This window comes from Dyadobacter pollutisoli (assembly GCF_026625565.1).
In the GTDB taxonomy this organism is placed as follows: Bacteria; Bacteroidota; Bacteroidia; order Cytophagales; family Spirosomataceae; genus Dyadobacter; species Dyadobacter pollutisoli.
In genome coordinates this window covers 762750-775617 of sequence record NZ_CP112998.1, presented here as the reverse complement: position 1 = coordinate 775617, position 12868 = coordinate 762750, and the positions used below count along the sequence as shown (strand labels likewise).

Sequence of the window (12868 nt, the reverse complement as noted above, 5' to 3'; positions counted from 1 at the left end):
TGGATCAAAAAATTGAACTGAATTACTGCCCTATTGAACCCGGATTAACTGAACGCCCAGCACCGGACGGCCATCGGCCGTTATGCCTTGTATCACCACGCGCAAAGTTCGCACTACGTCCGAGAGCGGAAAACGCAGCTGCGTGTGCCCCTGAACGTTGGTTTGCATAAGTGGTTTCCAGTATAACACATCCCGGTCATCGACAGCGCCGGAAATCGCGCTGGCATTTGCCTCAACATCGTAGCGCGGCAGATAAAATTCGCGCTGCACCGACGGGTAACCAATGAATTGAACCGGCGTCATAACCTCTTTGGTTGTGGCGCCTCCCTGCCCGGACCGTGCACGTTTGGTAAAAAAAGCAATGACCCCGTTACCTCCCCGAACACCGTATATCCCGGCTGTACCAGCATTTTTTAGTACTTCGACACGTTCTATATCTCTTGGGTTGAAATTCATCAAAGCGATTCCGTCAGGGTCGTAAACAGGCACGCCATCCATTAAAAACAGCGGCGCGGTACCGCTGCCCCGAACAGAGACGTAGTATCCGGTAGGCATTGCCGGACCGGTTGGGGCTGGCGCCATTTTTTGCACAGTCACACCTGCTAATCGCCCCTGAATCATTTCATACAGATTTGGGTAATTTGGTGATTTCTCATCGAAAATAATTGTGGCATCGGCTTCATTGTGAAGACTCCGCATTTGAATATCATCAGGCCTTTCATTGTACTTCTGCGCTCGAACAGTTACCTCGTTTAGCAGTTTAGCTGCTTTATCACGGTACAAATCGGGGCTTGCCTCTTGCCTGATCCGGGCAGCCTCCATTTGAGCCTGCAATGCTGGCCAGTTTGGCGCAACACTTGTTTTATCAGACTCCCATAGTTTACCCGGCCCTTCCTGAACCAGAAAGGCTTCTTTGACAGCAATATTTCTTTTCCGGTCATCAGCGAGTTGAACCATTAACTGTACCGTATCGGCAATGGCCATTCCCCCTAGCCGAAAGCGCCCCTGATGGTCAGCATTAGCCGATTTCACGAACGATTGCCCCGGTTTTGTCGAGGCCACGACAATTTGCGCGCCGGGTATGGGTTGATTTTTCGCATTCAAAATGCGGCCGCTCAGAGATACCCCACCAAGCGAATCAGCTTCCCGTGTGCCGCTAACCCGTCGCCAGCCCTGCGTCAGCAGCAGCTCGTCCAGCGCCTGACGGGTTTGGGCAGTGTGATCCATTACGTATTGATTGGGATTTTCGATGTGCCCCCGAAGCTCTCCGGTAAGCAATAGGTGTGTCGGCAAGGTAGCCTCGGCAGTGTCACCGGCTACTTTACTGACATCGGTGACCGAGGCCGATAAAGCCGCTGACGCAGGTGATCCGTTATCGCCCACATTGACGCTCAGGATCACCTGTTCGCGGGGCTGATACTTTGTTTTATTGAATCCCAGCGCCACACGTACCGGTGCAACGAATTCCGGCACGAACACCATTCGCTCGGCTTGCGGCCTGCGGCTGGCATCGTAGAGCGTAATTTGCGCAAGGCCCGGCAGCCAGCTCAGCATGGGTAAACTTATCTTGGCCACCCCGTTTTGCAAAAAAACTTTTCGCTGATCGACAATGCGGCCACGTTGCTGAATCAAAATGTAGGCCGAGTCCATACCGGCCCGGTTGGTGCTCATGATGGTCAATGTCATACGGGTTGTATCGCTGATCGCATCGGCCGAAAGCAACAGCCCTTCGGTTTCGGGTTTGGGTAAAGGAATGTGTTGCGGCTGGCTGTTATGGGTTAGCTCCGCGTAGTAAGTCCGCGGCGCTTTGGGCTGCATCGGCACGCTGGTCATTCCCTGCCCATTGGTCTTGAAACGAATCACTTCCGCTCCCAAATCATCGACAATACGTCCCGAAATGGACAAGCCGAGACCATTGGGTCGGAGAATTTTTATGCCCATACGAGCCGGCAATCCCCAGATCCAGCGACCACCTTCCGGCAAAATCTGAATGTCTGGTTGCTGGGCAACAGAATCGTTACGCATTACCAAGTCTTTCGCGAGCAGATTATAAATAGCCACAGACCGCTCGAAAGCCGGACCTGGCTGGGCATCATCTTCATCAGTGTAGGCCCGCAGGCGATAGGTTCCCGCTGTGAGGGTGTCAGACAGGCGAAAATTGCCTTGTCCGCGCCCGTCGACGAGGCGTACCCACTGGTGCTGCACCAGTTTCCCTGCTGAGGTTAGCAAGTCCACATGCATGGCCGTTTCGCCTTCCGCCCGCTGGTGACTTGCCGCGTCGAGTAAGTACATACTCATCCAGAGCCGGTCCCCGGTCGCATAAAAGGGTTTATCGATGTGCACAAACAGCGTAGGTGCAAGCGACTTGAACCGTGCGTTGAAGGCCGCAGTGATACGCATCAAACTGGAATCAGCGGGCGCAAGTTTGCCCTGTGTGGCCAGCGGGCCGTTTGTAAATAGCTCCTTCTCATGATCTTCGGCTTGCCAATCGGCAGGCAACATCGTCGATAGCCGGTCATTGCCCATCGAGCCTTCGGCTTCCATACCTTCGGGCATCGTAATAACCCCATCGACGGTCATCTGCATCTGGCCGCTGGGCAGTTTCATTTCCGTATAAGCGTAACGGGCATCAGGATAAGGTGAGAAACCCGAGGATGCGTTTGTATAGAATATAATCAGTTTCATGGGCGAAACCAGTCGTCGTTCGGTCGCTAACCTGCCGGGCTGAATCAATTGAGAAATCTGAATTGGCACCAGGCGTTTGTACTCGTTAACCGCTGCGGCAAGTGTAACGATCCGGCGTTCGACAGAAATCGGTTTGCTGGCATCTTCCTGATAAACCATAAAGCCTGCCTGCTCGAAGGTGTTATCAATCAGGCTGGCCATTAAATGCCGGATAGATCCTTTGTAGGCCGTCAGCTGGTTACTGCGAAACCGGTTGGCCTGCCGTTCGCTGTCGGGTTTTAGCTTTTCAAAACGGGCAGTACCCGCAGAAAAAACCTTTCCGGACGGGTTAAGATCGAAATGCTGCAGATCATAAATCAGCCGGTAGCCCAGCGCCTGATTATCGATAACCAACGGCTCATTGGCCCTCGCATACAGATGACCTTTGTCTTCTTTAAAATTGAGTACTTCGCTGTTTACCAGCAGGCACTGTCCGCCAAATGGCTCGCCGAATAGTTGCTTTTTAAACAGACGCAAATGTCGCTCCCAGCTTCTCGGATTACCCCGTATGACCACAGCGTCCAGCATTTGTTCACTTGCTTTCAGCTGAAAATTAGCTTTCTGTGGGGAGGCATTTTCAAACCGGATTTTTTGGGTAGCAGGCTGATAGCCCACAAAAGAAGCGGCTATCTCGACCGTACCGAGTGGCACACCAGCCAATGTATAGTAGCCATTCTCGCCCGTGACAGCGCCCCGCGTTGATCCATTTACGTATACGTGAGCAAATGGCATGGGTTTGCCCGTGGCCGCATCCGTCACATAGCCGGTCAGCACGGCCGTGGTTTGTCCGCAAGCCAGCAATGGCGATCCTAAAATTAGCACGACAGTTATCCAGCCGGCAAAGAATGAACAACGCATAGTTTTAAATTACTCTCTAAAAAGAGCGGCCTTACGCAATCATACCTATGGTGGTAACTGCAATAATAGTTGCGGGTATGTCAACGCTTGGAACGATCTGAGCCGAAAGCAAATGAAAATCAAAAAGCAGTTGCACGACCAGACGCGCAACCGCTTTTTCTTATTTAACGCGTGAGCAGGATTTTCTTTATCTCTACCGAATCTGGTTTTTTCACTTGCAGCAGATAAATGCCCTCTGGCGCGCCGGGGAGGGCAATGCGCTCCTGGTTTGCACCCTTTCCTTTCACCACGCGTTCATGCCACACCCGGCCCTGCGTATCAGTGATGCGCAGGGTGCCCAGGACGCCGACCGGCAACTGGAATACGGCTTTGAATTCGCCGTGGGCGGGGTTAGGAAAAGCTTGCAGCGAAGGGGTATCGCTTTGCATTTCCAAAGCACCCGGCGCTGCCATTCTGGTATAAACATTTTGGTCAGGCCCGATGCAAATCTTATCCTGACGAATTGCCGCACCGGGCAGGCCCTCAATACGGATGGTGTTCATGTTTTCAAACAATGTGATGTAGAATGTTTCCTCCCGCGCAACAATGTTCCAGCTGTGTGTAGAAGCCAGGTTCAAGGTAGGGATCACCACGGTACCATTTACCGATACGCTAACCTGCGCATTGGACGCCGCATAGTAGCGCAGCGTCACCGGGAAAAAGCCTGCTTTCGTTATTCCCTTCACCTGGTAGTCTACAAAATAATTATAGTTATTTTGCGCTCCGCGGGTCTGACCGTTCGAGGCATTGGGATCATCCGACCCTGGCCCGTTACTGGCCGATTGCTCCGCTTCAATGCAGGCACTGAACGGCTCGTCGACAGGCGGACAGTTGGTTACGGTGAAGCCAACAAAGGCATTTTTGTAAGCGCATCCATCTTTCCCGGCGGCAACATTGTAGCCGTCCGATCCATTGACAGACGGCGCAGTAACATCAATATTCTGTGTATAACGTGCAAAACCATTGGCACCTGTCCAGTTGTAGAAGATACCCGCACAATCGGGCCCTGTGCAATTGGCCGACAGGGTAACCTGGGCGCCGCATTGGGGAGTCGATGTAGAGGCCTGGGCCGTAACCGCAAAATCGCAGCCAGGAGGAATGCCGGGCATCTGCTCGATGCATATTTTATCATGCCGAACCGGACTGTATCCAGGCAACCCTTTCACAAAGATGACATTGAGCCCTTTTTTGAGCGTAAAAAGGACGGTATATTCTTTCCAAACTATATTCCATGAATTCGAGGCCGGAAGCTCTATTTTGTGCGGCTGGATCTCGTCATTGATTTTGACTTCAACCGCTGTATTTGCTGGGGCATAATACCGGAATGTAACTGCGTGCGGGCCCTCGGTCTGCACATCGTGCACTACATAATATACGGTGTAGTCATCCCTGTCCTGTGCGCCTCTTGTCTTACCGCCCGATGCATTGGGGTCCTCGGTCACGGGCCCTGTTCCGCCAGCGTCTTCGGCTTCCAGGCATATCTGGAATGGTCCCTGGCCGCAATCAGTGATAGTCAATTTGAAATCGCTGGTTTGATCGGCACAACCTGGTTTCGAACTGGTCCTGGTATAGGTGAATGTACCATTTTCAGAAGGTGCATAAAAGCTGATAGAAGCTCCTGAGGCATCCACTCCCGGACCACTCCATTTGTATGTGAGGCCGGCGCAGTTCCCGCCACAATCGGCACTGACCGCAATTCCCTGCCCGCACGATGGATACAGATCACTTACGATCGATCCGACCACGTAGTTACAATCGACGGGTGTTTCCTCCTCCGGGTCGCTTGGACCGTTTTCGGTCCAGCAGGCTTTATCCTGCCTGACATCAGACCCTGCGAGCTCTTTGATACGGATCCAGTTGTTACCTTTCGGCAGATCAACCTCGAAGGTATGTTCCTTCCATACAATGTTCCAGGAATGCGAAGCCGGAAGTTCAAGCTGGGTCGGGGTTCCGCCGTTTACCGAAACACTTACCTGCGCATTTTGCTCTGCATAATAGCGGATAGTCACCAGGTACTTCCCGGTAGTGGGAACGTCGGTCTGGTACTGAACAAAGTAATCGCCCGAATCCCGGGTGCCGCGTGTCAAGCCGCCGGAGGCATTCGGATCAGGAGAAATGGGCGCATCGCTGTTGGCATTTTCAGCTTCCAGGCATACGGTAAATGGCGCTGAAATATAGCCGCCTGACTGGGCAGCAGCATAGGAGGCAGTCGTTGAGAGCAGCAAGCAAATAAGAAGCGTACAAGTTTTCATAACATGCTGAGAAAATGTAAGTGATGAAACGGGACAGACCAACGAATCACTGGAAAAGGCAATTCAAACTTGGATTGTCTATATTTCTCAGGACACCATTTGGAATGAAAACCGTTGCGGCATGCATGAAAATTTGTTGTATGCTGGTCACAACTTCATCTTTCAGGGATCGCACGGAGTTCGGCCATCACCTGGTCTTTCACCGGTTTTCCATAAATCAGGTTGTGGACCGCAGCGTTGATCTGATAAGTGATTTGTGAAGCGGTCGGTTCAAGGTAAATACTTCCATAATCTTCGAAGTTGCATTTTTTGTTTTCAAGCAGCTTGATCAACTCTCTTAACGCAGGATGGTCTGTGATGATGGCTTGTTTTTCGTACTCATCATGACCGGGAGAGGCGCGGTTGGTATTGACACAAATCATATAAAGATTTGCGTAAAATTGCTCCTGGGCAGGCACCTCAATCGTCACGCCGCTGATCAGCAAGCCATTCTGCACGTCCAGGCTTTTTGAGACAAACATCAGACCGGGCGGTAAATGCAGGCGAATTGGCGTCTGCGTTTCGTTATAGAGGTTCATGCAAATCTGCACTTGCGCACCATGACCGAAAAGCCGGCGCTTGCGCTTGGCCTCGTAGAAGCATTCGTCCTCGGTGATCAGCGGCCCCACTATGTGCAGCCCGGCGGGCCAGCTAAAAGGTGAACCAACCGGGAGCTCTTTTGAGCTTCCAAATCCTTTTTCAAATTGAAATGAAGGGTCTTTGTCAGAACCAGGTTTACATCCGTTGAGCAGCAGCACCAGGAGCAAAACGGTAGCAGTTAAGATTTTTTTCATGGCTTTTTAATTGACGGGGCAAGGTTAGGGATTCGTTTCCAAACTTGGAAGTGCCCAATGGCAACCAGCGACGAACACCGCGTTTGATCGACGAAATGCATATTTAACCTTGGGATCTCCATCCACTGGTAGCAGGAAATTATCCAACAAATTCTAACTTTACAGCAAGTTGGCTTTAAATGCCCTTTGCTACTTCCATGAAAGACATCATTTATTATGCTATCCCGGTTTTTGCGCTCTCACTGGTAGTGGAGATACTGTATTTCAGGTATCTGAAAAAACATGAGCACCATTATAACACGCGGGATACAGTCAGCAGTCTTTCGATGGGGATAGGCAATGTCATCACCGGACTGGTTTCCAAAGCCGTCGTTTTCGGGGCCCTGGTGCTGGTGTATCAGGTCAGGCTTTTTGACATGAACCCAGGTGCCTGGTGGTACTGGGTAGCTATTTTCTTTGCGGATGATTTTAGCTACTACTGGTTTCACAGGACAAGCCACATGGTCCGATATTTCTGGGCTTCCCATGTAGTGCATCATTCTTCACAGTATTACAATCTGGGCACGGCCCTCAGGCAGACCTGGACGGGCAATATCAGCGGCGCATTTGTCTTCTACCTGTGGATGCCGTTCATCGGATTTGACCCCGTCGATGTTTTCATCATGCAGACAGCCAGCCTGATCTATCAATTCTGGATCCATACGGAAGCGGTTGGCAAGCTGCCTGCCTTTTTAGAGTTTATATTCAATACGCCCTCCCATCATCGCGTTCATCATGGCTCGGATATCAAGTATCTGGATCGAAACCACGCAGGGATTCTGATCATCTGGGACCGGATGTTTGGTACTTTCAAGGAAGAAGAAGGCCGGCCGCACTATGGCATTACTCAAAACCTGGAAAGTCACAATCTCTTACAGATCGCCTTTCATGAATGGCGCGCCATCTTGCGTGATATTTCAAAAGCGCCTGACCTGAAATCAGCAATCGGCTACGTCTTCGGTCCACCGGGATGGAGCCATGATCATTCACGGCAAACTAGCAAGCAATTAAAGAAAAGCCAGCACTAGTTTGGGCTTCCAGATACATTGCCCACGCATAATAATGGAACATCTTCACCCTCAATCATATAAACATCAACGATCGCCGCCCACAAACTTTAAGAAATGCCTTAGCTAAAACAGTATTTACTGAACTAATTCTGGTTTGGTAGCAGAATTATTCATAAGTTTCAAAAGCAGCTGGTAAACACTTGGATTGGCTGCATTCGTCCCCCTCCCCCTTCACTTAACGGTTTTAGTTTATGGTTTCCGATAAAGAGCTGTCCGATAGCCAGAGAATCACGGGGAAATCCGCCCGCATTCAGGTAGTTGACGGACTTCGAGGTTTTGCCTTGTTTGGAATTCTGCTCATCCATGCTAAAAGCTGGTTCGATGGAGGCACGGTGCCCGACTGGGTGGAGCAAATCAACCATGCCAACGCTATTCATACTTTTACCAAATCAGTCGTTTATGGCTTGATCAGCGGAAAATTTTACACTTTATTTTCCTTCCTGTTCGGGCTGAGCTTCGCCCTGATGGTGACGCGTTCCAAATTACCCGAACGCGTCTTCCTGCGCAGGTTTATGTGGCGGCTCATTATTCTTGGGCTGATTGGCTTTATCCACAACCTGCACTGGCGGGGAGACATTCTTCTTATTTATGCCGTGGTGGGGTTTGCCCTGATCCCTTTTCGTAAAGCATCATTTTCACTGATCCTGATTTGTGCGCTGTTTCTGGTTGTAAATATGCCTATACGGATCAAAGATATATACACTCACCTTACCGAAACAGCATTCTCAAAGGCTGAGGGTGAGCTGACAAAAAAAGCATTCAATAAGCGCATTGAAGCTAATTATCAGGTATTTAAACATGGGAGCTATTGGGAGGTTGCGCGTGTCAACTTGGATGATCTTGCCGTCAAAATACGCTATCAGCGGTTTAGCGGAAACATCTTTGTCACCTTTGGCTTCTTTCTGTTTGGCCTGTATGCCGGACGCCGTCAATTATTTCAGTTAATTCCCCAATATCTGCCATTATTTCGAAAACTCTTCTTGTATAGCGGTTTAGCAATGGTGACACTGTACTCCCTTCGTATACTAATGAAAGTTATCACAAATCCATCATTTCTGATGGATTACAATTACCTCTACGATCTGCTGGTCGATAGCAGTAATGCTGCATTTACATTCTTTTACCTCTCCGCTTTTACGCTGCTTTTTTACAGGTACACGCAGCATTTCATTGTTTCCTATCTTGCATCGGTAGGCAAAATGGCGTTGACCAATTATGTTTTACAATCCGTGTTCGGCACGCTGGTTTTTTACGGGTACGGCCTGGGGCTAATGGGAGAAATCGGTGCCGCCTGGGCCGTATCGCTCTCCCTCCCATTTTTCATCTTCCAGCTTCTGATGAGCCATTGGTGGATGTCCCGCTTTCGCTACGGGCCTTTGGAATGGATCTGGCGGTCGGCCACCCTACTGGCATTTCAACCGATGTTGAAACAATAGGGTGTTGGGTCAGTGGCGATCCAAGTGCGCCACCACAACCTGTTTCAATCCCCCAGGGCAGATCAAAAGACTGCCCTACCGTTTCCAATTAATCTCTTTAAAAACAATGGATTTATAGCCGTCCAGCTCATACAATATCCCAATGTTGTTTTTGCCCGTCTTGACAAGGTCTGAGTAGGCGGTGTAATCCTTCTCTCCATTTTTGCTCTGATCGACCAGGTATTGTCTGGTCCAGGTTCTGCCATCGTCGAAACTGATGCGTAGCGTGAGGTTGTCGCGGTTTTTGGTGTCGGCCGCATTGCTGAATGCGAGCATGTTCTTGCCTTTATTTTTGCCAATGCTCAAAATGCTGCCCTCGCAAACCGGATCGGGCAAATTATGCTCGAAGTAAGTCGTATCCCAGCTGGCGCCGCCATCAGAGCTGATGGCCACGATCCTGGCCCGAACATCGCCTTTCTGGTTGCGCGAATTGAACATCAGCCGGCCCCCTGATATTTCCGCGGCAGTCGATTCATTGGAACCTTCGATGGATATCGTCTCGCTGAGCTTGAATGTTTTTCCATGGTCGTCACTGTAAAATCCATGCGCCTGATAATCCGTAAACTTGCTTTTGGGCTCGCCAGCGCTGTGGTTGGCGGCAATGTAAATGCGTCCTTTATATCTGCCTTCCAATAGTTGCATGCCGTGCCCGGGCGTATTGGCGTAACTTCGCCAGTCTTGCTCAAAATTGTAAGCTGCATTGGTCTGGGGCTGTTTCGGCCGATGGACCTGGGTGGTGATATTGACCGGCTGCTGCCAGGTAAGCCCGCCATCGGTGGAGGTTTTATACCAGACTTCACGCAGCCCTTTTCCTTTCCTTACTTCACCTTCGTGGTTGTTCCCGGTATTGAAAAACAGGAAAAGTCGGCCATTCGCAAAAGCCGGATCGGTCAGGTCCATTACCGGTGCTGGATTGCCGGCCTGCAAGTTTTCATAAGTGGCCACCACCTGGATCTTCGACCAGGTCTTGCCCTTGTCCTTGCTGCGTTTCATGACAATGTCAATATCGCCAAAATCACCACTGCCCCCTACCCTGCCTTCCGCGAAAGCAAGCAGCTCCCCATTCTGCGCGCTGATGATCGCGGGAATACGAAATGATTTATAACCCTCAGTTCCCGAAACAAAAACAGGAGTTTGTCCGCTCGCCAGCAGTCTCACGGCTAGCAAATTAATGACCAACAAATACTTTAATGTCTTCATATTTAAATGCTTTGGATTTTAGTTTCAAAAAATTCGCTGCTATGTTGGATGCCACTCGTTCCCCCGGCTCTCGCCGCTCCTTAAACCGCCTCATGGATTTGCAGCCAAGGGGTGAACCCCCTCACTTTTTGCTTTAAGTGGTAATGGGCGATTTCGCTGAGGTGAAAAAAGCATAAAACTTTAAAAGAGCAATCAAACCAGCCTCTCCTCCAAATCATCCTTCCAAACCACAAACCCTTTGCGATCATCAGAATAATTATGAACTATCCGGCTGAAATGACTGGGAGAGTCCAACAAACTTGCCGTTAATTGACACTGAGAGTCTACGATGTTGATAATTCGGTCATCGAGGATTTTTATCAACATTTTCTGGCAAATTAATACTGTATTTTGATTAAGCTTTTCCATAGAAATAACTAGGTTTTTAGAAGCTGCTTGAGCCGGCCCTGATAAGCCTGCAAGTAATTTTGTTTTGTCGTTTCATCCAGGAAAGACGCAAGGATTAACTGCTCCACTTGTTTGGACCCGCTGAGCATACGTGCGATTATTCCGTCAAATACTTTCGAATTAATTCCTGCTATCTCAGCTAGTAAGGTGAATTGCTTCATCACTGTGCCTAGGGCTAGTTTTTTGGGTAAAAGGCCGTCGTCCAATGCAAAATCTTTATCGCGGATATGTATACGGCTGTTGAGCAAATCATAGGCTGGGCTCAAACGATAGTCTCCCTGATCGGTTTCTAGCAATGAGAAGTTTTTGAAATGCGCGTCACCGTTAGAGAATAAATAGTTAAACATTAATGTGCGGAGCAATTTTGGTGATTCGACTGTGTAAGCAGGAACATACTTTTGCATCAGCTCAAAAATCTCTAAATAATTTCCCAGGTATTTATAGTGTTCTCCATGGGTTTGGGGCGTACGTCCTGCCAATGATGCAAAATCATCCTGCGCACGTTTCCTGCCATCGGCATACCTGTCAAATCGTTTCGTAATATAGGCCTGCGCACCGTCGGCAAAAAAGATCAATGCGTTCTCCGCTGTTTCTATACCATAAACCTGCCTGGCGATCTGCATAGTCAGATGCTCATTGGCCGGCATTTGATCCGGCCTGCGGCCAGAGGCTGGTATCGGCTTTAAAATATAATTACCTTGCTCGCCTTCTTCGATCAATCGTAATTTATTCTTATCAAGGATTACCGAAAACTTTTCCTGAACACCCGATATTGACATCCGCTTGCGGTTTTCTTCAAAAAGTTCATCGGTCTCTTGATTGGTTGCGGGCGAACTATAACTCAGAATATGGCTTACACGCTTGCCATCGAAGACCCGTTTCAGGCAATTCTTACTATAAGTGTCGTAGCCAGGCGCCAATGTGCCCGGGCAAAATTGAATATCTGGTAAGTTCATTACTTCTCGATTTTAATAATTGTCACAGCTCCAATCGTGTCGCTTTTCGCAATCGTGAGCAACAAGCCAAAGTAGTCGTTTCGATCTATACGGTTTAGGTGACATACCACTTGTTTATTGGAGCCTTCGGGCAGCATGTTATAGAAAAAAGGGAATAGGTATTCAGACTGATAAGCCTGAATCGTTTTTGGTAAAGTCAGACTGATAGGAGGTTTCGAACTGTCTTCTACCCATTCTTTATGATAGTGAAATTCAAATGCGCCGTTGTTATCTTGCAATAGAATACCGGCTTCCTCTCCTTTAAAAAGAACCTTCGCACTTCTCATGGATTAGTGTTTTTTTTTACGCTTAGGGTGATTTCAAGGCCTAGGGCATCACATAGTTTTTTCAATGTTGATAATGTAGGATTGCCTTTGCCAGACTCAAATTTTTTTAAAGCGCCCAGTGCTACACCAGATAAGTCTGATAATGCTTGTTGCGTAACCCTGAGTGATTCTCGCCTTGCTTTGATCGCCTCAATGATAGATATAAAGTGCATTATAATGTTCTTTTGAATGTAAAGGTAAGAATTTGGTCGTGAATTATCCTTGAAAAGTATTCTATAATATACTTTTTAAGTGGTGCCATGATGAGTCTTGAAGTATTGCTCAAAAAAGTATACTAAAATATACTTTCTGTAACGATTCGAGCTAAAAATCTAAAAATTAAACAATAAAGTACACTATCGTGTACTTTATTGTTACTGGAGCCTTTGCTGATCGATGACCATAGTCATGATCAGGGCCATCAATATCCCTACGGCCAAATAAGAGTACATGGCGCACTTATAGATCACATTTGAAGGTGTCAATTATTGCTATTTCAGGCTCAATTGACCAGAATATCACTTTTGCTCTCAGAGAGTTAACGAAGCGCTAAGGAGGTAAAGTTAATGTCCTTTTTGACAGGGAACTGGATGGTCTGACCTCCCGCATT

General features: G+C 48.7%; 9 protein-coding genes. 2 read left to right on the top strand and 7 right to left on the bottom strand.

Annotated elements, in window-relative coordinates; translation table 11 throughout:
• Nucleotides 1-30: 30 nt before the first annotated feature.
• The 3 genes from ON006_RS03375 to ON006_RS03365 form a co-directional block, all read right to left on the bottom strand.
• On the bottom strand, nucleotides 31-3582 hold the full coding sequence (locus tag ON006_RS03375; RefSeq protein WP_244823898.1) for a carboxypeptidase-like regulatory domain-containing protein: 3552 nt from the start codon (nucleotides 3580-3582) through the stop codon (nucleotides 31-33).
• Between the two features lie 164 nt (nucleotides 3583-3746).
• Nucleotides 3747-5873, bottom strand: coding sequence for a T9SS type A sorting domain-containing protein (locus ON006_RS03370; RefSeq protein ID WP_244823897.1), 2127 nt, complete (start codon nucleotides 5871-5873; stop codon nucleotides 3747-3749).
• Nucleotides 5874-6028: 155 nt separating this feature from the next.
• Nucleotides 6029-6706 (bottom strand): hypothetical protein, encoded by a 678-nt coding sequence (locus ON006_RS03365; protein WP_244823896.1) that lies wholly within the window; start codon nucleotides 6704-6706, stop codon nucleotides 6029-6031.
• A gap of 179 nt (nucleotides 6707-6885) precedes the next feature.
• Between ON006_RS03365 and ON006_RS03360 the strand changes: the two genes are divergently transcribed.
• Nucleotides 6886-7773: a sterol desaturase family protein gene (locus ON006_RS03360; RefSeq protein WP_267609949.1), complete on the top strand. Its 888-nt coding sequence runs from the start codon at nucleotides 6886-6888 to the stop codon at nucleotides 7771-7773.
• A gap of 233 nt (nucleotides 7774-8006) precedes the next feature.
• A complete protein-coding gene (locus ON006_RS03355) occupies nucleotides 8007-9251 on the top strand; it encodes a DUF418 domain-containing protein (RefSeq protein WP_244823894.1) in 1245 nt (414 codons plus the stop codon).
• Between the two features lie 75 nt (nucleotides 9252-9326).
• Here ON006_RS03355 and ON006_RS03350 read toward each other — a convergent pair whose 3' ends face one another.
• The 4 genes from ON006_RS03350 to ON006_RS03335 form a co-directional block, all read right to left on the bottom strand.
• Nucleotides 9327-10490 carry a sialidase family protein gene (locus ON006_RS03350; RefSeq protein ID WP_244823893.1) on the bottom strand — a complete coding sequence of 388 codons (1164 nt, stop codon included), beginning with the start codon at nucleotides 10488-10490 and terminating at the stop codon, nucleotides 9327-9329.
• A gap of 416 nt (nucleotides 10491-10906) precedes the next feature.
• The gene (locus tag ON006_RS03345) at nucleotides 10907-11893 is read right to left on the bottom strand and encodes a type II toxin-antitoxin system HipA family toxin (protein ID WP_244823892.1); all 987 of its coding nucleotides are present in this window, start codon (nucleotides 11891-11893) and stop codon (nucleotides 10907-10909) included.
• On the bottom strand, nucleotides 11893-12219 hold the full coding sequence (locus tag ON006_RS03340; protein ID WP_244823891.1) for a HipA N-terminal domain-containing protein: 327 nt from the start codon (nucleotides 12217-12219) through the stop codon (nucleotides 11893-11895). The genes ON006_RS03345 and ON006_RS03340 overlap by 1 nt, the downstream gene beginning before the upstream one ends.
• On the bottom strand, nucleotides 12216-12431 hold the full coding sequence (locus tag ON006_RS03335; protein WP_244823890.1) for a helix-turn-helix domain-containing protein: 216 nt from the start codon (nucleotides 12429-12431) through the stop codon (nucleotides 12216-12218). Before ON006_RS03335 ends, ON006_RS03340 begins: the two co-directional genes overlap by 4 nt.
• Nucleotides 12432-12868 lie beyond the last annotated feature (437 nt).